This is a genomic window from Pelomonas nitida (genome assembly GCF_043555975.1).
GTDB lineage: Bacteria > Pseudomonadota > Gammaproteobacteria > Burkholderiales > Burkholderiaceae_C > Pelomonas > Pelomonas nitida.
Window position 1 is genome coordinate 300,471 of sequence record NZ_JBIGIA010000003.1, and the last position, 24,337, is coordinate 324,807.

The following is a 24,337-nucleotide window of genomic DNA, read 5'->3' on the forward strand; positions in this document are numbered from 1 at the left end:
ACCGGCGGTGGCTGCCGCTCAGGCGGCCGCCGCGCCCGCCTTGGTGATGCGCACATTCACCTCGCCCGCGCCCGCGAACACGTGGCGCGACTGCTGGCCGGCGCGGATGTCGTGCACGCCGGTGATCATGCCGGTGGAGATCACGTCGCCGGCCTTCAGGATCGTGCCTTGCTGCGCGCGCTTGTTCAGCGTGAAGGCCAGCGCGCCCAGCGGGCCGGGCTTGATGGCGACCTTGCCGGTGCCCACCGACTGACCGTCGATGAAGGTCTCGACATCGATGGTTTCCAGCTCGCGCCAGTTGGCGATCTCGGCGCCGACGACGACACCCCAGTTGTTGCCGAAGTCGGAGATGACCGCGCCGGGGCCGAGGTCGTTCAGCGTCGCGAGCGGGCTGCTGGCCACTTCCACGCCGATGTGCATGGACTTGACGAACGGCAGCACGGTGTCGGCCGTCCAGTCGGCCTTGCCGGCGGGTGCGTCCTGCGCGACGACGATGACCACCTCGGCCTCCACGGCCGCGAAGCCGCCCTCGAACACCGGGCAGGTCGCCGTGCCACCGGCGGCCACGCGGTGCACATTGGGCGCGAACGCGGGGCCGATGAGACGCTCCTCGGGGAACTGCGTGGCGAAGGCCGGGTTCACGCGGGCGACCTTCCAGCCGGCCACGGCGTCAGGCCAGCGGGCAATGGCCGCCGCCTGGGTGGCGTAGGCCTCGGCCAGCGTGGCCGGCAGCGTGCCCGGGTAGGCCGGCAACGACTGGCCGGCGGCGCGGGCGGCCGTGAAGCGGACCGCGATGTCCTGGGGGTGGTGTTCAGTGCTCATGGTTGTCTCCCGCGCTGCAGCGCCCTGTCTGTGAATGCGGGCGGCAATGTACCGCGAAGCCTCGCCGGGGCGCCCTTTGCATCTGCGCAAGCGCGCCTCTCGCGGCGACTCTCGCGGCACCGCTCGGTAGCGGTGTCAGTACGTCTTGTACGGCAGGAACTTGCCGCTCATGACGATGCTCACCCGGTCACCCGCCGGGTGGGGCTCCCGATGCAAGTCCATCTTGAAGTCGATGGCGCTCATGATGCCGTCGCCGAATTCCTCGTGGATCAGCTCCTTGAACGTGGTGCCGTAGACGCTGATCAGCTCGTAGAAGCGGTAGATCAGCGGGTCGGTCGGCACCGCCGTGGGGAGGCTGCCCTTGTAGGGCACCACCTTGAGCCACTGCGCCTCGGCCTCGGTCAGGTCGAACAGGCCGGCCAGCGTCGCGGCCTGCTCGTCGTTGAAGGTCATCTGGCCCAGGCAGCCGGCCGTGACCCACTCCTTGCTCAGGCCCACGGCCTGCGCCACATCCGCCCATTTCAGGCCCTTGGCCACCTTGGTGGCGATGATTTTTTCGGTGACGTCGAGGCGGCTCAGCGGCATGGAGAACTCCGGCAGGGGTGGCATGGCAAGGGCGGGCGCGCGGCAAGTTCGCAGAAGCGGGCCCGGCCCTCGCTCATGACGGCAGCAAGCGCCATGCCATCCAAAGGCGGCTTCCGAATATGGAAATAAGAAAACTGTCGTTCCGCGAATAAGCGACTTTGGGCACCCTCACGCCTTCGTTCCATCGCCCGGCCCCGCCATGCCCACTTTCCTGACCACCCGCCGCGCCCTGCTGGCCTTGTTCGCCTCCACGACGGCACTGCCCGCACTGGCAGCCGACCCGACGCTGCTGAACGTCTCCTACGACGTGGCGCGCGAGCTCTACAAGCAGATCAACCCGGCCTTCGTTGCCGCGCAGAAGGCCAAGGGCCAGGCCGTGACGGTCAACCAGAGCCATGGCGGTTCCAGCAAGCAGATCGGCGCCGTCATCAGCGGGCTGGAGGCCGACGTCGTGACGATGAACCAAGCCACCGACGTCGACCAGCTGGCCTCCGCCGGCCTGACGCCGGCCGACTGGCGCAACCGCTTCCCCAACGCCTCGGCGCCCTACTCCTCGACCATGCTGTTCCTGGTGCGCAAGGGCAACCCCAAGGGCATCAAGGACTGGGCTGACCTGGCCCGCCCCGGCGTGCAGGTCATCATTCCCAACCCCAAGGTCACCGGCAACGGCCGCTACGGCTACCTGGCCGCATGGGGCAGCGTCGTGGCCACCGGCGGCAGCGACGCCCAGGCCAAGGACTTCGTCTCCAAGGTCTTCGCCAACGTGCCCGTGCTGGACGGCGGCGGCCGCGGCGCCACCACCACGTTCACGCAGCGCGGCATCGGCGATGTGCTCGTCACCTTCGAGGCCGAGGTGGAGCTGATCGAGAACGAGTTCGGCAAGGGCCAGTTCGAGCAGGTCAACCCCAGCATCTCCATCGAGACCGACGCACCGGTCGCACTGGTCGACAAGGTCGCCGCCAAGAAGGGCACGGCCGCGCTGGCCAAGGCTTACCTCGACTTCCACTGGAGCCCGGAGGCGCAGGAGATCATCGCGAAGAACAACTTCCGCCCGCGCGACCCGGCCGTCTTCAAGAAGCACGCGCAGCGTTTCGCCAACATCAAGCTGTTCACCGTCGACAAGGCGCTGGGCGGCTGGGACAAGGTCGGCAAGACGCATTTCGCCGATGGCGGCACGTTTGATCAGGTGATGGCATCAATCAAACGCTGACCTACAGCCTCTTGTCGGGACCGCTCTGCGGCATTGCCGCAGAGCTTCGGCAGGCACAGGCCGTCCACTGGACGCCCTGTGTCCGGCCTCAGCCCCCGAGGGGATGGCGATGCTCGCGGCATGGAGCCGCTCGCACATCGCCTAAGCGGGCCGGCTTGGGGGCGGCCCGGCGCTCGGCCCGAACTGCCAGAACACCAAAACCACATGACTTCTTTCTCCCTGAGTAGACGCCGTGTCCTGCCCGGCTTTGCGCCGACGTTGGGCTTCACGCTGTTCTACCTGTCGCTGATCGTGCTGATCCCGCTGGCGGCGGTGTTCCTGAAATCGTCGGGCCATGGGTTCGACGCGTTCTGGGCAGCCGTCACGTCGCCGCGCGTCGTCGCGTCGTACAAGCTCAGCTTCGGCGCCTCGCTGCTCGCGGCGGGCATCAACCTGGTCTTCGGGCTGATCCTGGCTTGGTGCATCGTGCGCTACGAGTTCCCCGGCAAGAAGCTGGTGGACGCGCTCATCGACCTGCCCTTCGCGCTGCCCACCGCCGTGGCCGGCATTGCGCTGACGGCGCTGTACGCGCCCAACGGCTGGGTCGGCTCGCTGTTCGCGCCGGGCGGCGCGCTGGCCTTCCTGTTCGGTGCCGACGGCGCCAAGATCGCCTTCACGCCGGTGGGCGTGCTGCTGGCGCTGATCTTCATCGGCCTGCCCTTCATCGTGCGCACCGTGCAGCCCGTGCTGGAGGACATGGAGACCGAGCTGGAGGAAGCCGCCGCGTCGCTGGGCGCACGGCGCTGGACGACCTTCCGCTACGTGGTGCTGCCCACGCTGCTGCCGGCGCTGCTGACCGGCTTCGCGCTGGCCTTCGCGCGCGCGGTCGGCGAGTACGGCTCGGTCATCTTCATCGCCGGCAACATCCCGCTGGTCAGCGAGATCACGCCGCTGATGATCATCTCCAAGCTGGAGCAGTACGACTATGTGGGCGCCACGGCAATAGCGGCCGTGATGCTGATCTTCAGCTTCGTGCTGCTGCTCGTCATCAACGGCCTGCAGGCCTGGGCCTCGCAACGCGGAGCGCGCAAATGATGAACCCCCACCTTCGTTTCACCCCGGCCCCCATCAGGGCGCGCGCGGCCTGCGCTGAGACGGCCCGTCAGGAGGCCGCATGAGCACCGCGCTGCACTTCGCCCCGCCGCGCGCCCGCGCCAAGTACGAGGACAACCCCGCCACGCGAGAGTCGCCGGCCGTGCGCTTCGCGCTGCTGGCGCTGGGCCTGGGCTTCTTCGCCATCTTCCTGCTGCTGCCGCTGGTGGCCGTGTTCACCGAGGCGCTGCGCAAGGGCTGGGACCTCTATTTCTCGGCGCTGGCCGACGAGGAAACCATCTCCGCCATCCAGCTCACGCTGACGGCCGCCTTCATCGCCGTGCCGCTGAACCTCGTGTTCGGCGTCAGCGCCGCCTGGCTCATCGCCAAGCACGAGTTCCGCGGCAAGCAGTTGCTGATCACGCTGATCGACCTGCCGTTCTCGGTGTCGCCCGTCGTGGCGGGGCTGATGTATGTGCTGTTGTTCGGTGCCCAGGGCTGGCTCGGCCCCTGGCTGCAGGCGCACGACCTGAAGATCATCTTCGCCGTGCCGGGCATCGTGCTGGCCACCGTGTTCGTCACCTTCCCCTTCGTCGCCCGCGAGCTGATTCCGCTCATGCAGGCCCAGGGCCGCGACGAGGAAGAAGCCGCCACCGTGCTCGGCGCCAGCGGCTGGCAGACCTTCCGCCGCGTCACGCTGCCCAACATCAAGTGGGGCCTGCTGTACGGCGTCATCCTGTGCAACGCGCGGGCCATGGGCGAGTTCGGCGCCGTGTCCGTCGTCTCCGGCCACATCCGCGGCATGACCAACACGCTGCCGCTGCACGTCGAGATCCTCTACAACGAATACCAGTTCTCCGCCGCCTTCGCCGTCGCCTCCGTGCTGGCGCTTCTGGCGCTGGTGACGCTGGTGATCAAGCAATTCATCGAATGGCGCGCCAGCCAGTCGAACGTCAAGGAAGCGTCGTGATTCGACGCAGTCATCAATTCGAGCGGGCCGAGCGCCGGGCCGCTCCCGAGCCGGCCCGCATCCCCTCGGGGGATCGGCTGGCGTACTCGCCAGTCGAGGGGTAAACAGATGGGCATCCAGGTCCAAAACATCCACAAGCGCTTCGGCAACTTCACGGCGCTGGGCGACGTGTCCCTCGACTTCCCGACCGGCGAGCTCGTCGCGCTGCTGGGCCCGTCGGGCTGCGGCAAGACCACGCTGCTGCGCATCATCGCGGGGCTGGAGCAGGCCGACGCGGGCCGTGTACTGCTGGACGGCCAGGACGCGTCCGACACGCATGTGCGCGAACGCCAGGTCGGCTTCGTGTTCCAGCACTACGCGCTGTTCCGCCACATGACGGTGTTCGACAACGTCGCGTTCGGCCTGCGCGTGAAGCCCCGCAAGCAGCGCCTGCCCGAAGCCGAGATCAAGAAGCGCGTCACCGAACTGCTCAAGCTCGTGCAGCTGGACTGGCTGGGCGACCGCTTCCCGCCGCAGCTCTCGGGCGGCCAGCGCCAGCGCATCGCGCTCGCCCGCGCACTGGCCGTCGAGCCCCGCGTGCTGCTGCTGGACGAGCCCTTCGGCGCACTCGACGCCAAGGTGCGCAAGGAACTGCGCCGCTGGCTGCGCCGCCTGCACGACGAGCTGCACATCACCAGCATCTTCGTCACGCACGACCAGGACGAAGCGCTGGAAGTGGCCGACCGCATCGTGCTGATGGACCACGGCCGCGTGGAACAGGTCGGCACGCCGCAGGAGGTGTACGAGCGCCCGGCCACGCCCTTCGTCTACGGCTTTCTCGGCGCCGTCAACCGCTTCGTCGGCCAGGCCCGCGACGGCGTGCTGCACATCGGCGAACACCAGCTGCCGCACGCCGGCCAGCATGGTGCCGGCGAGGTGCAGGCCTACGCGCGGCCGCACGAGCTGCAGATCGTCACCGACGAATCCGCGCCCGGCCTGACCGCCACGGTGGAGCGCGTGCTGTCCTTCGGCGCCAGCGCGCGCGTCGAGCTGATCGGCCCCGACGGCCAGCCGCTCGAAGCCGAACTCACCCGCGACCAGGCCGAGGCGCTGCGCCTGCAGGGCGGGCAGCGCGTGAAGCTCAGCGCCGCGCGACTGAGCCTGTTCGAGGCCGGCGCCGGCATCTGATCCTCCTCAAAGTTGTGGGCGGCTGTCGCGCGGCCGCCCTATCGGCGCGGGGCAATCTGACGTCTTATGAGCAGGCGCCTGCCGGCAACCCCAGCCGGCGCGCCTGCCCAGGGAGACCAGCATGTCACTTCCCGCCTCGCAGCGCCTGCTCCTCGCCGTCGCGATCGCCCTGGTGGGCGCCTATCAGCTGACGCGCTCACCGCAGGACGACTCCCCCGCCCGACAGGCCGCCCGCAACGCCGAACCGCCCGAATTCGCGGCGGCGCTGCAGGCCCGCAGCTCGGAGCCGCTGCGCTTCGACGCGCCGGCCGCAGGCCTCGCCGCCAGCTCCACCTCCGGCAACCCGGCCTACGACGCCTGCATCGACCAGCCCTCGTTCGACGGCGCCATCATCGACTGCCAGCTGCTGCTGCAAACGCCCGCCAAGCCCCGACGGCCCTGAACAAGTTCAACCTAGATCCGGCAGTTGGGCGCGCCCGAGGGGCGGGCGAGGCGGGTCGCTGGCAAGGCGCGACGACGAAGTGGGCTCGTGCCCACGAGGAGAAGCAACGCGGCCAGCGGCACGAAGCTCCAGCCCAGCGGGCCTGCAGCGCTGCTCATCGACGTGGTGAACGTCGCAGGAGACGCCAGGCGTTGATGCCGCCAGCGTTTCGGTGCGTAGCGAGCGGTCAACTGCCGGATCTAGGTTTAAGCGTCGCCCGCTGCGCCATGAAGGCTGATATGCGGCGCCGGCATGCGCTGCTGCGGATTGCTTCGTTCCGCGACTGAAGCCGGGCTCACACACTGGGTTCCCCATCCCAGCCGGAGCCCCGCATGACCATCACCGCCATCAACGTCCGCAACCAGTTCCGCGGCACCATCAAGGAAATCATCGAAGGCCCGGTCGTGTCCGAGGTGGACGTCATCACACGCAGCGGCGACGTCGTCACCTCCGTCATCACGACGCGTTCGGTCAAGGACCTCGGCCTCGAAGTGGGCCGCGAAGTCGTCGCCCTCGTGAAGTCGACGGAAGTCTCCATCGCCACGCTGTGAGGGCCGGGCCATGAGCTACAAGCCTCCACGTGTCCTCATCATTCCCGGCCTGCACGACAGCGGCCCGGCGCACTGGCAGACCTGGCTGCAGGGCCAGTACCGTGACGCCCGCCGCGTCACGCAGCGCGACCCGAGCAAGCCCGAGCTGGAGCGTTGGGCCGAGCGCATCCAGCGCACGCTGGAAGTGGCAGGTGACGGCGAATGGCTGGCCGTGGCCCACAGCTTCGGCTGCCTGGCCCTGGCCCGCCACCTCGCCGAGCATGCCGACTCGCCCATCCGCGAAGCGCTGTTCGTCGCCCCGGCCGAGCCCGACAAGTTCGGCCTCGCCGAGGCCTTGCCCCACCACCGCCTGCCACGCCGCTCGCGCCTGCTGGCCAGCAGCAATGACCCCTGGATGAGCGCCGCCAGCGCCGCCCGCTGGGCGCACCGCTGGGGCGCCAGCTACAGCAACCTCGGGGCCGTGGGCCACATCAACGCCGAGGCCGGCTTCGGCCCGCTACCGGCAGCCAAGAGCTGGGTCGACGCCGCCCGCGCCCGCCACGCGGCGGAGCACCGGCCGCGGCATGCGGAGTTCAGGGAGTGGGCGTTTGCAATTTAGTGCGGACAGCACGAAACAAGATCTCTCAAGAAAAGCCACCCAAATCATTAATTGGCAAAAGATTTTCTTCGGCGCGATTTGCGGGCTGGCGGGCCGACTACCGCACTCAAATATCTTGTCCAACCCGCCATTCAATAAAATAAATGACATCAAAATAATCACAAAGTAAAACCACCAGCAATGCGACACGATCCACGATCGTTTGGCCAAAGAATTACACTCGAACCTGGTCGAATGCACGGCACGCAGTTCTCCAGGACATCGCACCACTGAGCTGGGCTTGGCTAGGTGAAGCCATGTTGACCAGCTGGTAAAAATTCCCCGCAACACCCCAGCAAATCGCCAAAAATTACCGCGAGACGCATTGCATTCACCTTGAAAATTTAAATTCGTCAAATGCAAGAAATTTTGACGGATTCAAATTAGGTAAATAAATGCGCATCGAAATGACGAAGGTACTCGTGGCTCTGCCTCTGGTCGTGGCACTTGCTGCTTGCGGTGGCGGAGGCAGCGACAGCAGCCCGTCTGACAACTCAAGCGTCGGCACGAACACCCCAACGCCAACCCCGACCACCGGCACCGGCGGCTCAACGCCGTCTGCCGTGGCAACTGCTTATGCCCAAGGTTCCTCGCCGGCCTACCATATTGCCGGCGTGAGTGAACAGTCGTTTGGCGTCTTGAAAACAGCCGAACAGTTGGCCGACGGCAGCGTGGTGACCGTGAATTCGTACCAGTTGACCGGGACCGCGCGCGCCGTGGCCGATGTCGCGGGGGATGCCGACTTCGCCTTGGGTCGCTGGAGAAAGGGAACCGCAACAACGTCGAGCGGCAGCTCCCAACTGGAGTCGTTTTCCAACGGTGCCTATCACTACGTCGTCTACAACAGGCCGACCGCATTTCCTGCAAGCGGCACCTACAAGTGCGATGAAGGCAAGTTCACGTCGCCAAGCCAAGTCAGCGGCACCTCGACCACCTATTTCGCCAACGCGACGGGCACGGCCAACCTGAGCTTCGCGAACAGCGTCGCCACGGTGGACGTGACCATCTCGATCACGGCGGGCAACAGCCGCGGCACGCTGACCTACAACGGCCGCACACTCCAAACGCCGGATGCCTACACCATCGCTGGCGCCTATCTGGGAAGTGGCGCGGGCATGGTCATCGGGACGGCTACGGGCGCCAACAACCAGCTGCGCATCGTCTCGCCGTTCCGAGTCATCGCAGGTGATTCGGGCTACGTGGGGATTGCGGTCTTCACATGCACGCCGACGCCGTGAACCCAGACCCTCAAGCCAAGGACGCCTACCGGGCACCTTGAGCAACGTACGAAGCCGGCCCTGCGCCGGCTTTTTTGTTGTCGCTACCCCAGCATCTGCCTGAACGCCCCCAACGTCCTCTCCCACGCCAGCTTGGCCGACGCCGCATCGAACCTCGGCGTCGTGTCGTTGTTGAAGCCGTGCTGCGTGCCGGCGTAGACGAATTGCTCGTAGCGAACGCCGGCTGCCTTGAGTGCGGTCTCGTAGGCAGGCCAGCTGGCGTTGACGCGTTCGTCGTTGCCGGCGTAGTGCAGCAGCAGACGCGCCTTGATGCGGGGCACGTCGACGGCGGCCGGGGCGCCGCCGTAGAAGGGCACGGCCACGGCGAGTTCGGGCAGTTGCGTGGCCACATGGTTGGCCAGCGCGCCGCCCCAGCAGAAGCCCACGGCGCCCAGCTTGCCGTTGGCCTCGGGCAGCGTCATCAGGCCGCGCGCGCCGGCGACGATGTCGGCGCGGGCCTTGGCGGGGTCGAGCTTGCCGAACAGTTCGCGTGCCTTGTCCTCATCGCCCGGGTAGCCGCCCAGCGGGGTCAACGCATCAGGGGCATAGGCCAGGTAGCCGGCCAGCGCGACGCGGCGCGCGATGTCCTCGATGTGCGGGTTCAGGCCACGGTTCTCGTGGATGACCAGCACGGCCGGCAGCTTGCCCGTGGCGCCGGCCGGCCGCGCCAGATAGCCCTTGACCTCGCCGTTGCCGTCGGGTGACGGGAAGGCCTGGCGCCGCGTCACCAGGCGCGCGTCGTCGGGCTTGACCTGCTGGGCGGCTGCGAAATCGGGGCTCAGCGCGGCCAGCAGTGCGGCGGCGCCGGCCGGCCCGCCGGCAAAGGTGGCCGCCTGCTCCAGAAAGCCGCGGCGGCTGAGGTCTCCGTGCACATAGCGGTCGAACAGCGGCCAGGCCTGCGCGGGGATGTCACGCGGATTCGTCATCACAAAGCTCCTTATGCGGGGACTGGCCGACTGTAGGGGCCCTACCCATCAGGAACCGCATATCGATATCGCGATTCGTTCGACGACAGAAGCGGCGGCACTTCACAGAATCGCTCCGCATGAACTTCCAGCAGCTCCGTTCCGTTCGCGAGGCCCAGCGCCGCGGCTTCAACCTGACCGAGGTGGCGCAGGCCCTGCACACGTCTCAGCCCGGGGTGAGCCGCCAGATCCGTGAGCTGGAGGAGGAGCTGGGCATCGAGCTGTTCGTGCGCGTCGGCAAGCGGCTCACGGGGCTGACCGAGCCGGGCGAGCAGGTGCTGCCAGTCATCGAGCGGCTGCTGCTGGAAGCCGAGAACCTGAAGCGCGCGGCGGACGACTTCGCCCAGGCCGGCAGCGGCCGGCTGCGCATCGCCGCCACACACAGCCAGGCGCGCTACGCACTGCCGCCGGCCGTGCGGGACTTTCGCGCCCACCACCCCGACGTGAGCCTGCACCTGCAGCAGGGCTCGCCGCAGCAGATCGCGCGGCTGCTGCTGGACGGCGAGGCCGACGTGGGCATCGCCACCGAGGCGCTGGCAGAGTACCCCGAACTCATCGCCCTGCCCTGCTACCGCTGGACGCATTCGGTCGTCGTCACACCCGGCCACCCGCTGCAGGAAGGGCCGTTGACGCTGGCCCGGCTGGCGCAGTTCCCCATCATCACGTACGAGCCTGGCTACACCGGCCGCTCGCACATCGACGCCGCCTTCGCGGCCGCCCAGCTGCAGCCGCACATCGTGCTCAGCGCGATGGACGCCGACGTCATCAAGACCTACGTGGAGCTGGGCCTCGGCGTGGGCATCGTCGCGGCGATCGCGTTCGACGAGGACCGCGACCGCCACCTGCGCGCCATCGACGCCCGCCACCTGTTCGAAGACAACATGACCCGACTGGCCGTGCGCCGCAGCGCCTACCTGCGCGACTACGTGTACGAGTTCATCCAGACCTTCGCGTCACCGCTCAAGCGCGAGGTGGTGGACGCCGCGCGCCACGAGGCCGTCGCCGCGCCCGCCGATGGCGATGAGCCGGCCCAGCCCTGGTTCAAGGCCGCCTGACCCGGGCCCCGCTCCATCCAAGACCCTCCCGACACCCTCTTTTCCCGCCCTGCCCTCCACGACCACCCAGCCATGCGCCGACTTCTCACTGCCCTCACCTTCACCGTTGCCGCTGCCGGCGCCCTTGCCGACACCACGCTGCTCAACGTGTCCTACGACCCGACGCGCGAGCTCTACCAGGACTTCAACAAGGCCTTCGCCGCCAACTGGAAGACCAAGACGGGCGAGGCACTGAGCATCAAGGCATCGCACGGCGGCTCGGGCAAGCAGGCCCGCTCCGTCATCGACGGGCTGCAGGCAGACGTCGTGACGCTGGCCCTGGCCTACGACATCGACGCGCTGGCCGACATCAAGCTGCTGCCGCTCGACTGGCAGAAGAAGCTGCCCCACAACTCGACGCCCTACACGTCGACCATCGTGTTCCTCGTGCGCAAGGGCAACCCCAAGCTGATCAAGGACTGGCCGGACCTGATCCGCCCCGGTGTGGAGGTCATCACGCCCAACCCCAAGACCAGCGGCGGTGCGCGCTGGAACTACCTGGCCGCCTGGGGCTATTCGATCAAGAGCGGCGGCACGCCTGCGGCCGCGCAGGACTTCGTCAAGAAGATCTACGCCAACACCAAGGTGCTGGACTCGGGCGCGCGCGGCGCGACGACGACCTTCGTCGAGCGCGGCATCGGCGACGTGCTGATTGCGTGGGAGAACGAGGCCTACCTCGCCGTCAAGGAGCTGGGCCCGGACAAGTTCGAGATCGTCACGCCGAGCATCTCCATCCTGGCCGAGCCGCCGGTGGCCGTGGTGGACAAGGTCGTCGACAAGCGCGGCACGCGCAAGCAGGCGCAGGCCTACCTGGAATACCTCTACAGCCCGGAAGGCCAGGAGATCGCGGCGCAGAACTACTACCGCCCGCGTGACGCCCAGGTCGCGGCCAAGTACGCCAAGACCTTCGGCCCGGTGAAGCTGTTCACCATCGACGAGCTGTTCGGCAGCTGGCGCCAGGTGCAGAAGGCGCACTTCGACGACGGCGGCACCTTCGACAAGATCTACACGCCCGGCGCGAAGTAAGTTCCGCCACTTCTACCGGCGCGGTCAGCCGGCGGCTTCAGCCCGCGCCACCGCGCCCACCCGACCCACCGCGTGGCCCGGGCCCGCCCCGCAGCGGCATGGCGCCGCCCGGCATGGGCGGGCGCCGGCCCGGGCCGCCCAGTGGCCCTCCCTGCGGGCCGCCGGGAGGGCCGCCGAAAGGACCACCCGGAGGCCCGGCCTCGACGGGGTTGGACACGGTGGGGTCCACGCCCACCACGATGCCCGCCGCATAGCCGGCCTCGACGCTGCCGAACACCGTCAGCATCTCGGCCTCCGCGCCGTCGCTGAACACGCCGTCGTCTTCGAGCCGCAGCACCGAGGTGTTCGGCCCCTTGCCGTAGAGCGGGCTCGCGTACACGGCCGCATTCACGCGGTCGGGGAAGGCGAACTGCGTCGTCGCCATGGACGGGCTGTCGTTCTTCAGCGCGCCGCTGGCCAGGAAGGCCATGCAGTGGATGTGCGTGATGCGCCCCTCGTACCAGCCCGGGTAGATGGTCGTGAAGCTGACCGTGCCGTCGGCGCCGCTGCGCTGCACGCCCCGCAGGAAGCTGCGGCCGGACTGGCCCGGGTTGCCCATGCCGTCGTAGCCGGAGTAGCGGCCGTCGCGGTCGCAGTGCCAGACATAGACCCAGGCGCCCGCGATGGGCCGGCAGCCGTTGTTCACGTCGACCAGCCTGACGCGCAAGGTGAGCGGCACGCCAGGGCAGCCCTCGGTGATGTCGGCGCGCAGCAGCGCCGCGCCGGCCAGCGCGGCGCGCAGCGGGAACGGCCCCTCGGTTTCCGTGGGCGCGACGCGGCAGGCTGGCAGGCCGCCGGCCAGCAGCCGGTCCAGCCGCGCCAGGTCGCTGTCGGCAGGCGTGGGTGTCATGCCCGGTGAAGGCCCCGTGCCGGCACAGCCGAGCAGCGACGCAGCGCCCAGCCCGCCGGCAGCCCCCAGCAAGCGGCGCCGCCCGGTGGGCGGCAGAGACCCGGCCGTTGCCGGGGAGGGAGGAGGCTTGGCCATGTCGGGCGTCCTTGCGAGGTCTGGCAGGTGTCGGGAGCGCCGGCAGGGCCAAAGCCATACCGGGCCGCACCGGGCAAAGGCAGGCAATGTCGCAGCGGGCGGTATCGCCCGTGTCTGCAGAATGTGTCGGGCAGACACATGCCGCTGCGCCGCCCGGCGTGCATCGGCACCGCGCAGGCCGGCCGACAAGCGCGGGAGCGGGTTTCTGCTAGCCTGCCAGCGTCAACGCCGGGCCCTGGGGAACCGTTGGCCCCGTGCCCTGCCCGAAAGGCCCCGTCCGATGAAAGCCCTGCCCCGCGCCGCGCTGTACGCGACCCTGCTGCTGCTCGCGGCCTGCCACAGCACACCCCAACAGACGCCGGCTGCCCGCAGCACCGCCACCAGCGCCGCGCAGGACGCCCTCTGGCTGGACCGCCTCACCTGGGGCGCCGGCAGCGCCGATCTGGCTGCCGTTCGGCGCCAGGGCCGTGAGGCCTGGCTCACCGAGCAATTGACGCCGCGAACCGCCGCCGCCCTGCCGGAGGCCGCCCAGGCCCAGATCCAGGCGATGACGGTGTCGCAACAACCGCTGGTACCGCTGGTGCAGCAGATGGAAGCGCAGCGCAAGGCCGCCGACGCCATCACCGACGATGCCGCCAAGGCCGAGGCACAGAAGGCCTACCAGCAGGCCATGACACGGCTGGCCCGCGAGGCGTCCGCGCGCCAGCTGCTGAACGCGCTGTATTCGCCACGCCAGCTGCAGGAGCAGATGACGTGGTTCTGGTTCAACCACTTCAACGTGCACCAGTTCAAGCACAACCTGCGCGCGATGGTGGGCGACTACGAGCAAGGCCTGCGCGAACGCTCGCTGGGGTCGTTCCGCGAGCTGCTGGGCTACACGGCCCACCACCCGGCCATGCTGCGCTACCTGGACAACGAGCAGAACGCCGCCAACCGCATCAACGAGAACTACGCCCGCGAGCTGCTGGAGCTGCACACCCTGGGCGTGGGCGGCGGCTACAGCCAGCGCGACGTGCAGGAGCTGGCCCGCGTGCTCACCGGGCTGGGCGTGAACCTGGGCGACAACCGCCCCAAGCTCAAGCCCGCGCAGGAGGCGCAATACCGCCGCGACGGCCTCACCGAGTTCAACCCGGCCCGCCACGACTTCGGCGACAAGACGCTGCTGGGCATCACCGTCAAGGGCCGCGGCTATGCGGAGCTGGACGAGGTGCTCGACCGGCTCGCCCGGCACCCGAGCACGGCCCGCTTCGTCTCGCACAAGCTGGCGCAGTATTTCGTGGCCGACGAGCCGCCGCCGGCGCTGGTCAGGCGCATGGCCGAGCGCTGGCAGCAGAGCGACGGCAGCATCGCCGAGGTGTTGCGCGCCATGATCGCCGCGCCGGAGTTCGAGGCCTCGCTGGGCCGCAAGTTCAAGGACCCGACGCATTACGTCGTCTCCGCCGTGCGGCTGGCCTACGCCGACAAGGTGGTGCTGAACACGGCCCCCATGATCGGCTGGCTCTACCGCCTGGGCCAGGCGCCCTACAACCGCCAAACGCCCGACGGCTACGCGATGGACGAGAGCGCCTGGGCAGGCCCCGGGCAGATGACCACGCGCTTCGAGATCGCGCGCGCCATCGGCAGCGGCAGCGCCGGGCTGTTCAAGGTGGAAGGCGAGCCCAAGGACCGGCCGGCCTTCCCGCAGATCGCCAACCCGCTGTATTACGACGGCATCGCGCCCCGGCTGGCGGCGCCCACGCAGCAGGCGCTCGGCACGGCCACTTCGCCGCAGGAATGGAACACCTACCTGCTCGCCTCCCCCGATTTCATGCACAGGTGAAGCCATGAAACGCCGCACTCTGCTCCCGCTCGGCCTGGCCAGCCTCGCCGGCCTTGGCACAGCCGCGCTGCCCACCCGCCTCTGGGCCGCCACGCCCGCCGCGTCGGCGGCACAGCCACGGCTGCTGGTCGTCTTCCTGCGCGGCGCCTACGACGCGGCCAACCTGCTGGTGCCCACGTCGTCGAGCTTCTATTACGAAGCCCGGCCCAACATCGCGATCCCGCGCGACGCCGCCTTGCCGCTGGACGCCGGCTGGGGCCTGGCCCCGGCGCTGGGCGACAGCCTTCACCCGCTGTGGCTGAAGCGGCAGGCGGCCTTCGTGCCTTTCGCCGGCACCCACGACACGACGCGCAGCCATTTCGAGACGCAGGACCACATCGAGCTGGGCCAGGCCGACGACGGCTCGCGCGACTTCCGCAGCGGCTTCATGAACCGCCTGGCCGGCGTGCTGGGCGCGGGCTCGCGCCTGGAGGCCATGGCCTTCACCGACCAGGTGCCGCTGATCCTGCGCGGCAAGCTGCCCGTGGGCAACCAGGCGCTGCGCGAGCTGGGCAAGCCGGGCCTCAGCGCCGCGCAGGCGCAGGCCATTGCCGGCATGTACGCCAACACGCGGCTGGCCAGCACGGTCAGCGGCGGCTTCGAGGTGCGCGACGAGGTGTCGCGGGAGATGGCCGGCGAGATGGAGGCCGCCAGCCGCGGCGCCATCGCCACCAAGGGCTTCGCGCTGGAGGCACGCCGCGTGGCGCGGCTGATGCGCGAACGCGTGACGCTGGGCTTCATCGACGTGGGCGGTTGGGACACCCACGTCGGCCAGGGTGGCGCCACCGGCCAGCTCGCCACACGGCTGGGCGAGCTGGGCCGCGGCCTGGCGCTGTTCGCCGACGAGATGGGGCCGCAGTGGGCCAACACCGTCGTCGTCGTCGTCAGCGAGTTCGGCCGCACCTTCCGCGAGAACGGCAACCGCGGCACCGACCACGGCCACGGCAGCACCTATTGGGTGCTGGGCGGTGGCGTGCGGGGCGGCCGCGTTGCCGGCGAACAGGTGGAGCTCAAGGCCGCCACGCTGTTCCAGAACCGCGACTATCCGGTGCTCAACGAGTACCGCGCGCTGTTCGGCGGGCTGTTCAAGCGCATGTACGGCCTGAGCAACGCGCAGCTGGCCACCGTGTTCCCCGGCGCCAGCGCGCGGGACGCCGGCCTGCTCTGACGCGGCCGCTCAGCGGGCCACGCGCTCCACGGCCGCCTTGATGCGCTCGCCGAAGGCCTTGGCCGTGGCCAGGTCACCGTCCACCATTTCGGCGGTGGAGGCGTCCGACGGCGTGGCCGCCAGCAGGCCGCCCGAGCCGCCGAGGTTGTTGACGTCGGCGCGGGTGGCGGCCTTGCTGTTGGCCGGCGGCATGCCCAGGCTGATCCACAGCATGCCGTGCTGGTTGGACAGCGTCTGCAGATAGCTCAGCGTGCCGGCCTTGTCGCCGTTCAGCGAGGCGGAGTTCGTGAAGCCGGCGGCCAGCTTGTCCTGCCAGGCGCGCGTGAACCAGGGCTTGGACGTGGCGTCGGCGAAGCGCTTGAACTGCCAGCTGACGTTGCCCATGTAGGTGGGCGAACCGAACACGATGGCGTCGGCCGCGTTGAGCGCCGCCCAGTCCGCGTCGGCCAGCACGCCTTCGGCGTTGATGGCGGCCAGCTGGGCGCCGGCTCCGGCGGCCACCGCCTCGGCGATCTTCTGGGTGTGGCCGTAGCCGGAGTGGTAGACGACGACGATCTTGCTCATGAAAAGTCCTTTCGGGGTGGGGTGAGGTAGGGTGAGATCAGGCCCGGCACACCGCGTGCCGGGCCTGGGGTTGCGGGTCAGGCGGCCAGGTCGAAGACCAGTACTTCGGCGTTCTGACCGGCCGCCAGCGTCAGCTGCGCAGTGTCGCGGACCTGCAGCGCGTCGCCTGCCGTGAGGGCTTGTCCGTTGGCCGTCAGCGCGCCGCGGACCAGGTGCACGTAGGCGATGCGCCCCGGCGCCAGCGCCAGCTCGGCGGCCTCGGCGCCGTCGAACAGGCCCGCGTACAGCTTCGCGTCGGCATGGATGGTGACCGCGCCGCCGGCGCCGTCGTTGGCGGCCACCAGGCGCAGCTTGCCGCGCTTGGAGCCGGCATCGAAATGCTTCTGCTCGTAGCTCGGCGCGATGCCGCGGCGGTCGGGCTGGATCCAGATCTGCAGGAAGTGCGTGGTCTGGTCCTTGGCGTGGTTGAACTCGCTATGCATCACGCCCGTGCCGGCGCTCATGCGCTGCACGTCGCCCGGCCGCACGACACCGCTGTTCGCGGCGCCCTGCTCGCCGTTGCCCATGCTGTCCTTGTGCGCCAGCTCACCCGACAGCACATAGCTGATGATCTCCATGTCGCGGTGGCCGTGCGTGCCGAAGCCCGTGCCCGGGGCGATCTTGTCCTCGTTGATGACCCGCAGGGCGCCGAAGCCCATGCGAGCCGGGTCGTAGTAGTCGGCAAACGAAAAGCTGTGGAAGGACTTCAGCCAGCCATGGTCGGCATAGCCGCGGTCGGCCGACTTGATGAGTTGCATTGCCATGTGGGGCTCCTCTTTCTGCTTGCGATGCAGTCAATGTAGGAGCGAGGCCGCCCGCCATCGACAAGGCGCTCTGAGGGCATCATTCAAATAGACTGAACAAATCCCAGATGCGACGGTCGACCACTTTCCAGCGCTTGCCAGTGACAGCCCCACTCCCCAACCGGTCCAACGACCACCGCCGCGTCTCAGGCGGCAACGCCGCACGCCCGATGGCGCCGCGCCGGCATGCGCCGGCCGCGTTGCGCCTCCTTGCGGGCATGAGCCCGCAGCGTCGTCGCGCCTGGCCCGCGCACCCCATCGCCGCCCACCCGGGCGCGCCCAACCGTCGTAGCTAGGATGCCCACCTCCCAAGACAAGCGCCGCGCGCTGACCCCCGAAGCCCTGACCATGATGGACACCATCGCCCGCACCGGCAGCTTTGCCGCGGCGGCGCGCGAGATGGGCCGCGTGCCGTCGGCGCTGACCTACTCCGTGCGGCAGCTGGAAGACGCGCTGGACGTGCTGCTGTTCGACCGCAGCTCCCGCCAGGCGGTGCTGACGTCGGCCGGCCAGGAACTGCTGGTGGAAGGCCGGCGCCTGCTGCAGGAGCTGGACGCCGTGGCCAACCGCGTGCGGCGCATCGCCACCGGCTGGGAGAGCGAGCTGACGCTGGTGATGGACGACGCCGTGGCGCGCCGCGCCGTCTTCGACCTGATGGAAGCCTTCTACGCCGAGCGCTGCGAGGACGGCACACCACCGCCCACGCGGCTGAAGCTGCGCGTGGAAGTGCTGGCCGGCACCTGGGAGGCGCTGCTGCACGGCCAGGCCGACCTCGCCCTGGGCGTGCCGGCCCAGTCGGCCAGCAGCAGCATTCACTGCGAGCCGGCCGGCGAACTGGAGTTCGCCTTCTGCATCGCCCCCCACCACCCGCTGGCCGCCCTGCCCGAGCCGCTGACGGCGTCGCAGATCGCCGACCACCGCATCATTGCCGTGGCCGACAGCGCCCGCACGCTCAAACCCATCACCGTGGGCCTGCTGCCCGGGCAGGACGTGCTGACCATGCCGTCCATGGCCACCAAGCTGGAAGCGATGCTGCGGGGCCTGGGCTGCGGTTCACTGCCCATCAGCATGGTGCGGCGGCACCTCGAAGCCGGCCGCCTCGTGCGCAAGACCACCTACGAGGGCCGCCGGACCGGCGTCATGAGCTACGCCTGGCGCGACACCGGCCACGCGCCCGGCCGCGCGCTGGCCTGGTGGCTGGAGCGGTTGCGCCACGACACGACGCGCCGCGCGCTGCTGGAGCAGCACGAAGGGCTGGTGCTTTGAGCTACCGGGGCCGCTTCGCCCCCTCGCCGACCGGGCCGCTGCACGACGGCTCGCTCGTCGCCGCGCTGGCCAGCTGGCTCGACGCCCGCGCCCACGGCGGCCAATGGCTGGTGCGCATCGAGGACGTCGACGGCCCGCGCTGCCCGCCGGGCACCGATGACGTCATCCTGGGCCAGCTCGCCGCGCTGGGCCTGGTGCCGGACGAGGCGCCCGTCTGGCAGTCCCGCCGGGGCGACCTTTACCAGGCCGCGCTGGACCGGCTGATCGCGGCCGGCCTGGCCTACGGCTGCGCCTGCACGCGGGCCGAGATCGCCGCCGCGATGGGGCCGCGCGCGAAACATGGCGAACTGATCTACCCCGGCACCTGCCGGCCCGAGAACGGCGGCACCCAGGGCCGGCCGGTGCGCGCCTGGCGCTTTCGCGTGCAGGGCCGCATCGACTGGCAGGACCGCCGGCTCGGCGCGCACTCGCAAGACCTGGCCACCGAGGTCGGCGACTTCGTGCTCAAGCGCGCCGACGGCCTGTGGGCCTACCAGCTCGCCGTCGTCGTGGACGATGCCGAGCAGGCCATCACCGACGTCGTGCGCGGCGAAGACCTGGCCGACAACACGCCGCGCCAGATCGCACTGCAACGCGCGCTGGGCCTGCCCACGCCGCGCTATCTGCACACGCCGTTGGTGCTCGCGGCCGACGGGCACAAGCTGTCGAAGCAGAACGGCGCCGCGGCGATCGACATCGGCGCCCCGCAAGAGCGGCTGCGTGAAGCGATGGCACGCCTGGGGTTGAGCGCCCCGCCGGTGTCGCCCGCGCTCGGCCCATGGCTGGCCGAGGCGGCGGCGCGATGGCCGGGCGGGCACTTCGGCAGCGGCAGTTAAAGTCCCGGGCCATGCGTCGATCCGGCCGCTTGTTCGTCCTCTGCCTGCTGCTCCTGCTGCTGCCCTTGCGCGGCGTGCTGGCGGCCGCGCATCTGGGCTGTGAGCCGCCGCCGGCCACGCATGCGCCGCATGCCCACCATGCGGACGCTCATGGCGCTCATGGCGCTCATGGCGATCATGGCGCCCATGGCGATCACGGGCAGGCCCACGCCACCGCCGCCAAGGCCTGCAAGCTTTGCGCGCCGTGCTGCCTGGCCGCCGCGCCGCCACCGGCGCTGACGACGAATGCGGCCACCTGCACACCGGCCACCCGCGCTGGCCTTGCGCCGGCCGAAGCCTGGGTCAGCGTCGTGCCGCCGCTCCCCGACCCGCCACCCCGGGCCTGACACTCTCTTCGCTGCTGCCCCGCCGTCCCCGCCTCGGGTGACCGGCGGCTCGCTTTCGCCCTGCCTCGAGAGGCTTGTTGTATGTCCCCTGTCTTCTTCCGTGCGGCCTGGCCGCTGGTATTGCTGGCCCTGGCCGGCTGCGCCAGCACCGATCTCCAGGCCCCCGTTGGCGCGTCCTCCGCGCCCCCGCTCGCCGACGTCAATCGCTTGACGCACCCCCATCTCGCCCAGCCCGTCGGCGACTCACCGCTGTCGCCGCAGGCGGTCGCCGCGCGGCTGCAGGTGCCGCTGGACGCCGACGGCGCCGTGCAGCTCGCGCTGCAGAACAACCGCGCGCTGCTCGCCCGGCTGGCGCGGCTGGACGTGTCTGCCGCCGAGGTGGCCGATGCGTCCCGGCTGCCCAACCCGGGCTTTCGTTTCAGCCGCCTCACGCGGGGCAGCGAGGTGGAGCTGGAGCGCGGCTGGCAGCTCGACCTGGCACGGCTGCTGACGCTGCCGCTGGTGCGCGCTGCCGAACAGCGCCGCCTGCAGGCCGAGCAACAGCAGACCGCCGCCGAAGTGCTGGCGCTCGCCGCCGACACCCGCCGCGCCTGGGTGCGCGCGGTGTCGGCCGAGGAGACGCTGCGCTACCGCGAGCAGGTCATGGACGCCGCCGAGGCCGGCGCCGAGCTGGCCCGCCGCATGCAGGCCGCCGGCAATTTCAATGCGCTCGCCCAGGCGCGTGAGCAGGCCTTCGAGGCCGACGCCCGATTGGCCTTGGCCCTGGCCCGTCAGCAGCAGCTGCAAGCGCGCGAACGCCTGGTGCGGCTGCTGGGGCTGGAGAACGGCGCAGCGCTGCAACTCCCCGCGCAACTGCCGGCCTTGCCTGACACGCCGCGCGAGCTGGCCGACGCCGAGACCCGCGCGCTGACGCAACGACTGGACGTCATGGCCGCGCGCTCGTCACTGGAGCAGGCGGCACGCCAGGCCCAGCTCGCCCAGACGACGCGCTTCGTGTCCATGCTGGAGCTGGGCGCGGTGCGCAACTCGTCCAACGAGCAGCCGACCCAGCGCGGCTGGGAGGTGGCGCTGGAGCTGCCGCTGTTCGGCCCCGGCCCGCTGCCGCGCGCGCAGGCGCTGGCGCGCCAGGCGGCGCACGAGGCTGCCGACACGGCCATCCGCGCCCGCTCGGAGGTGCGCGAGGCGCACGGCCTGTACCGAAGCGCCTTCGAGGTCGCGCGCCATCATCGCGACGAGCTGATGCCGCTGGCCGCACGCATCGCCGACGAGCAGCTGCTGCGCTACAACGGCATGCTCATCGGGGTCTTCGAGCTGCTGGCCGACGCGCGCGCACAGGTCGCCGCCGTCAGCGCCGCGCAGGAGGCGCTGCGCGACTTCTGGCTCGCCCAGGCCGACCTGGACCAGGCACTCGCCGGCCCGCTGGCCGCGCCCGCCTTCCACTGATCTCCGAGGACCTCCCATGTTCAATCGACGCTCCCTGCTCGGCGCAGCCTCGCTCGCCGCCGTTTCCAAGGTCGCCATGGCCGCGCTGCCTGAACCCGTCAGCCAGACCTCGCCCGAGACCCAGCCGCCGCTCATCCCGCCCACGGGCCGCCCGTACAACCCCGTCGTCACGCTGAACGGCTGGACCGCCCCCTGGCGCATGAAAGACGGCGTCAAGGAATTCCATCTCGTCGCCGAACCCGTCGTGCGCGAGATGGCGCCCGGCTTCACCGCCCGGCTGTGGGGTTATAACGGCCAGAGCCCCGGGCCCACCATCGAGGTCGTCGAAGGCGACCGCGTGCGCCTGTACGTGACCAACCGCCTGCCCGAGCCCACCACCATGCACTGGCACGGCCAGCGGCTGCCCAACGGCATGGACGGCGTGTCGGGCCTCACGCAGCCGGCCATTCCGCCCGGCAAGACCTGGGTCTACGAGTTCGTCGCCCGCCGACCCGGCACCTTCATGTACCACCCGCACGCCGACGAAATGGTGCAGATGGCCATGGGCATGATGGGCCTGTGGATCACGCATCCGCGCACCCGGCATCCGCACATCGCCGAGGTGGACCGCGACTATGCCTTCCTGCTCAACGCCTACGACATCGAGCCTGGCAGCGCCGTGCCGAAGGTGATGACGATGCTGGACTTCAACCTGTGGAGCTGGAACAGCCGCATCTTCCCGGGCATCGCGCCGCTGGTGGCACGCCAGGGCGACCGCGTGCGCATCCGCGTGGGCAACCTCACGATGACCAACCACCCCATCCATCTGCATGGCCATGAGTTCGAGGTGACTGGCACGGATGGCGGCCCCGTGCCGCGTTCGGCGCGCTGGCCGGAGGTGACCACCGACATCGCCGTGGGCCAGATGCGCCAGATCGAACTGCTGGCCGACGAGGAAGGCGATTGGGCCTTCCACTGCCACAAGGCGCATCACACGATGAACGCGATGGGCCACAACGTGCCCACCATGCTGGGCGTGGATGCGAGCGACCTGGAGGCCAAGATCCGCAAGCTCGTGCCCGGCTACATGGCCATGGGCCAGTCAGGCATGCACGAGATGACGGAGATGCAGATGCCCGGGCCCGCCAACACCGCGCCGATGATGGCCGGCGAAGGCCCGTTCGGCCCGGTGGCCATGGGCGGCATGTTCAGTGTGCTGAAAGTGCGCCGCGGCCTGCCGCGCGGCGACTACACCGACCCGGGCTGGTTCCAGCATCCGCCCGGCACGCTGGCCCGCGAGGTCGGCGACGCACCCGCAGCCCCGACGGCGCCTGGCGCCACCACGCCTGCCGCCATCGATGTGAACGTGCGCAAGCCGCAAGGCCATCACGACCACCACTGAGCCCAGAAACGAAAAAGCCCGCCGGATAGTCCGGCGGGCTTGTCGTGGCGGAGAGGGAGGGATTCGAACCCTCGGTACGGGGATACCGTACGCCTGATTTCGAGTCAGGTACATTCGACCACTCTGCCACCTCTCCTGATTCGGTGTGCGCTGGTGCGAAGCCAATCATTATAGACAGCTTTTTGCACCCCGAGCAAATTCAGCCGCGCAACACCTCAACACCGCCCATGTAGGGGCGCAGCGCCTCGGGCACCGTGACGCTGCCGTCGGCCTGCTGGTAGTTCTGGCTGCGGCCCGCTGCGCTTAACTTCGCTGCGCGAAGTTAGCCTGCGCCCAAACTCTCAGCGCGTCGGTGCAAGCACCGACACTCCGCCCATGTATGGGCGGAGAACCTCCGGCACTTCAACAGTGCCGTCGGCTCGCTGATAGTTTTCCAGCACGGCGACCAACGTGCGGCCCACCGCCAGGCCGGAGCCGTTGAGCGTGTGCACCAGCTCGTTCTTGCCCTGGGCATTCTTGAAGCGCGCCTGCATGCGGCGAGCCTGGAAGGCGCCCATGTTCGAGCAGGAGCTGATCTCGCGGAAGGTGTTCTGCGCCGGCAGCCACACTTCCAGGTCGTAGGTCTTCGTCGAGCCGAAGCCCATGTCACCCGTGCACAGCAGCATGGTGCGGTACGGCAGGCCCAGCTTCTGCAGCACGGCCTCGGCGTGGCCCGTCATCTCTTCGAGCGCGGCCATGCTGTGTTCGGGGTGCTCGATGCGCACCATCTCGACCTTGTCGAACTGGTGCTGGCGGATCAGGCCGCGCGTGTCACGCCCGGCCGAGCCGGCCTCGGAGCGGAAGCAGGGGCTGTGCGCCGTCAGCTTGATGGGCAGCTCTTCCGCCTTGAGCACGCTCTCGCGCACGGTGTTGGTCAGCGAGATTTCCGACGTGGAGATCAGGTATTGCTCCACCTGCTCGTCGTCGCCGCCGCGCAGCACCCAGAACATGTCCTCCTTGAACTTGGGCAACTGGCCCGTGCCTTCGAGGATTTCGCGGTTGACGATGTAGGGCGTGTAGCACTCGGTGTAGCCGTGCTCGGTGGTCTGCACGTCCAGCATGAACTGGGCAAGCGCGCGGTGCAGCCGGGCCACGGGCCCCTTCAGGAACGTGAAGCGCGAGCCCGACAGCTTGGCGCCGGTCTCGAAGTCCAGGCCCATCGGCGCGCCGAGGTCCACGTGGTCCTTGACCTCGAAGTCGAACGTGCGCGGGGTGCCCCAGCGGCGCACCTCGACGTTGCCGGTCTCGTCCGCACCGGTGGGCACGCTGGTGTCGGGCAGGTTGGGCACGCCCATCAGCAGCTGGTTGAGTTCGAGCTGGATGGCGTCCAGCCGCTCCGCGCCGGCCTTGAGTTCGTCGGCAATGCCGCCCACCTCGGCCATCAGCGCCGAGGCGTCCTCGCCCTTGCCCTTGGCGGCGCCGATCTGCTTGGACAGCGCGTTGCGGCGGGCCTGGAAGGCTTCGGTCTTGACCTGGATGTCCTTGCGTTCGGCTTCGAGCGCCTTGTAGCGCTCCACGTCGAGGAAAGGCTGCGGAGACTTGCGCGCATTCAGGCGCTCGATGACGGCGTCGAGGTCCTTGCGCAGCTGGGTGATGTCGAGCATGGATGTCCTTCAGAAACTGGATACGAAAGCG

At 69.5% G+C, this 24,337-nt stretch carries 24 protein-coding genes and 1 tRNA gene; 17 read left to right on the forward strand and 8 right to left on the reverse strand.

Annotated features, from left to right (window positions below; translation table 11 throughout):
• Positions 1-18 precede the first annotated feature (18 nt).
• Positions 19-822: a hypothetical protein gene (locus ACG00X_RS05715; RefSeq protein ID WP_394487048.1), complete on the reverse strand. Its 804-nt coding sequence runs from the start codon at positions 820-822 to the stop codon at positions 19-21.
• A 135-nt stretch (positions 823-957) separates the two neighbouring features.
• Positions 958-1,401: a cyanase gene (gene cynS, locus ACG00X_RS05720; protein WP_394487132.1), complete on the reverse strand. Its 444-nt coding sequence runs from the start codon at positions 1,399-1,401 to the stop codon at positions 958-960.
• Positions 1,402-1,606: 205 nt separating this feature from the next.
• Here cynS and ACG00X_RS05725 point away from each other — a divergent pair, with 205 nt between their 5' ends.
• The 8 genes from ACG00X_RS05725 to ACG00X_RS05760 all read left to right on the forward strand — a co-directional run bounded on the left by ACG00X_RS05725 (position 1,607) and on the right by ACG00X_RS05760 (position 8,732).
• On the forward strand, positions 1,607-2,617 hold the full coding sequence (locus ACG00X_RS05725) for a sulfate ABC transporter substrate-binding protein (RefSeq protein WP_394487050.1): 1,011 nt from the start codon (positions 1,607-1,609) through the stop codon (positions 2,615-2,617).
• A gap of 204 nt (positions 2,618-2,821) precedes the next feature.
• Positions 2,822-3,691, forward strand: a complete 870-nt coding sequence (cysT, locus tag ACG00X_RS05730; protein ID WP_394487051.1) for a sulfate ABC transporter permease subunit CysT — start codon at positions 2,822-2,824, stop codon at positions 3,689-3,691.
• Positions 3,692-3,770: 79 nt separating this feature from the next.
• Entirely contained in the window at positions 3,771-4,658 is an 888-nt protein-coding gene (gene cysW / locus ACG00X_RS05735; RefSeq protein WP_394487053.1) for a sulfate ABC transporter permease subunit CysW, read from the forward strand.
• 108 nt (positions 4,659-4,766) lie between these two features.
• Positions 4,767-5,825: a sulfate/molybdate ABC transporter ATP-binding protein gene (locus ACG00X_RS05740; protein WP_394487054.1), complete on the forward strand. Its 1,059-nt coding sequence runs from the start codon at positions 4,767-4,769 to the stop codon at positions 5,823-5,825.
• A 121-nt stretch (positions 5,826-5,946) separates the two neighbouring features.
• Positions 5,947-6,267: a hypothetical protein gene (locus ACG00X_RS05745; RefSeq protein ID WP_394487055.1), complete on the forward strand. Its 321-nt coding sequence runs from the start codon at positions 5,947-5,949 to the stop codon at positions 6,265-6,267.
• A gap of 371 nt (positions 6,268-6,638) precedes the next feature.
• The gene (locus tag ACG00X_RS05750) at positions 6,639-6,857 is read left to right on the forward strand and encodes a TOBE domain-containing protein (RefSeq protein WP_394394681.1); all 219 of its coding nucleotides are present in this window, start codon (positions 6,639-6,641) and stop codon (positions 6,855-6,857) included.
• Between the two features lie 10 nt (positions 6,858-6,867).
• Positions 6,868-7,455, forward strand: a complete 588-nt coding sequence (locus tag ACG00X_RS05755; protein ID WP_394487056.1) for an RBBP9/YdeN family alpha/beta hydrolase — start codon at positions 6,868-6,870, stop codon at positions 7,453-7,455.
• A gap of 434 nt (positions 7,456-7,889) precedes the next feature.
• The gene (locus tag ACG00X_RS05760) at positions 7,890-8,732 is read left to right on the forward strand and encodes a hypothetical protein (protein WP_394487057.1); all 843 of its coding nucleotides are present in this window, start codon (positions 7,890-7,892) and stop codon (positions 8,730-8,732) included.
• Positions 8,733-8,815: 83 nt separating this feature from the next.
• On the opposite strand, the gene ACG00X_RS05765 is transcribed toward ACG00X_RS05760, so the two are convergent.
• Positions 8,816-9,697: a dienelactone hydrolase family protein gene (locus ACG00X_RS05765; RefSeq protein WP_394487059.1), complete on the reverse strand. Its 882-nt coding sequence runs from the start codon at positions 9,695-9,697 to the stop codon at positions 8,816-8,818.
• A 119-nt stretch (positions 9,698-9,816) separates the two neighbouring features.
• On the opposite strand from ACG00X_RS05765, the gene ACG00X_RS05770 reads away from it, so the two are divergent.
• Both ACG00X_RS05770 and ACG00X_RS05775 read left to right on the forward strand, forming a co-directional pair.
• A complete protein-coding gene (locus ACG00X_RS05770) occupies positions 9,817-10,791 on the forward strand; it encodes a CysB family HTH-type transcriptional regulator (RefSeq protein ID WP_394487060.1) in 975 nt (324 codons plus the stop codon).
• A gap of 72 nt (positions 10,792-10,863) precedes the next feature.
• Positions 10,864-11,856, forward strand: coding sequence for a sulfate ABC transporter substrate-binding protein (locus tag ACG00X_RS05775; protein WP_394487061.1), 993 nt, complete (start codon positions 10,864-10,866; stop codon positions 11,854-11,856).
• Between the two features lie 37 nt (positions 11,857-11,893).
• Here ACG00X_RS05775 and ACG00X_RS05780 read toward each other — a convergent pair whose 3' ends face one another.
• Positions 11,894-12,880, reverse strand: a complete 987-nt coding sequence (locus ACG00X_RS05780) for an intradiol ring-cleavage dioxygenase (RefSeq protein WP_394487062.1) — start codon at positions 12,878-12,880, stop codon at positions 11,894-11,896.
• 280 nt (positions 12,881-13,160) lie between these two features.
• On the opposite strand from ACG00X_RS05780, the gene ACG00X_RS05785 reads away from it, so the two are divergent.
• Positions 13,161-14,699: a DUF1800 domain-containing protein gene (locus ACG00X_RS05785; RefSeq protein WP_394487063.1), complete on the forward strand. Its 1,539-nt coding sequence runs from the start codon at positions 13,161-13,163 to the stop codon at positions 14,697-14,699.
• A 4-nt stretch (positions 14,700-14,703) separates the two neighbouring features.
• Entirely contained in the window at positions 14,704-15,906 is a 1,203-nt protein-coding gene (locus tag ACG00X_RS05790; RefSeq protein WP_394487064.1) for a DUF1501 domain-containing protein, read from the forward strand.
• A gap of 9 nt (positions 15,907-15,915) precedes the next feature.
• On the opposite strand, the gene ACG00X_RS05795 is transcribed toward ACG00X_RS05790, so the two are convergent.
• Positions 15,916-16,470 carry a flavodoxin family protein gene (locus ACG00X_RS05795; RefSeq protein WP_394487065.1) on the reverse strand — a complete coding sequence of 185 codons (555 nt, stop codon included), beginning with the start codon at positions 16,468-16,470 and terminating at the stop codon, positions 15,916-15,918.
• 77 nt (positions 16,471-16,547) lie between these two features.
• Positions 16,548-17,273, reverse strand: a complete 726-nt coding sequence (locus ACG00X_RS05800; RefSeq protein ID WP_394487066.1) for a pirin family protein — start codon at positions 17,271-17,273, stop codon at positions 16,548-16,550.
• Positions 17,274-17,609: 336 nt separating this feature from the next.
• Between ACG00X_RS05800 and ACG00X_RS05805 the strand changes: the two genes are divergently transcribed.
• From ACG00X_RS05805 to ACG00X_RS05825, 5 genes are all read left to right on the forward strand, one after another.
• On the forward strand, positions 17,610-18,578 hold the full coding sequence (locus ACG00X_RS05805; protein WP_394487067.1) for a LysR family transcriptional regulator: 969 nt from the start codon (positions 17,610-17,612) through the stop codon (positions 18,576-18,578).
• Positions 18,575-19,453, forward strand: a complete 879-nt coding sequence (gene gluQRS / locus ACG00X_RS05810; protein ID WP_394487069.1) for a tRNA glutamyl-Q(34) synthetase GluQRS — start codon at positions 18,575-18,577, stop codon at positions 19,451-19,453. The genes ACG00X_RS05805 and gluQRS overlap by 4 nt, the downstream gene beginning before the upstream one ends.
• Before the next feature lie 29 nt (positions 19,454-19,482).
• Positions 19,483-19,839 carry a hypothetical protein gene (locus ACG00X_RS05815; protein WP_394487070.1) on the forward strand — a complete coding sequence of 119 codons (357 nt, stop codon included), beginning with the start codon at positions 19,483-19,485 and terminating at the stop codon, positions 19,837-19,839.
• An 81-nt stretch (positions 19,840-19,920) separates the two neighbouring features.
• Positions 19,921-21,282: a TolC family protein gene (locus ACG00X_RS05820; protein WP_394487071.1), complete on the forward strand. Its 1,362-nt coding sequence runs from the start codon at positions 19,921-19,923 to the stop codon at positions 21,280-21,282.
• Positions 21,283-21,298: 16 nt separating this feature from the next.
• Positions 21,299-22,663: a multicopper oxidase family protein gene (locus ACG00X_RS05825; RefSeq protein WP_394487073.1), complete on the forward strand. Its 1,365-nt coding sequence runs from the start codon at positions 21,299-21,301 to the stop codon at positions 22,661-22,663.
• A gap of 45 nt (positions 22,664-22,708) precedes the next feature.
• Here the strand turns inward: ACG00X_RS05825 and ACG00X_RS05830 are convergent.
• Both ACG00X_RS05830 and serS read right to left on the reverse strand, forming a co-directional pair.
• Positions 22,709-22,799 (reverse strand) — tRNA-Ser (locus tag ACG00X_RS05830).
• Positions 22,800-23,004: 205 nt separating this feature from the next.
• Complete coding sequence (gene serS / locus ACG00X_RS05835) at positions 23,005-24,306, reverse strand: serine--tRNA ligase (protein WP_394487074.1); 1,302 nt, start codon at positions 24,304-24,306, stop codon at positions 23,005-23,007.
• Positions 24,307-24,337: the final 31 nt, after the last annotated feature.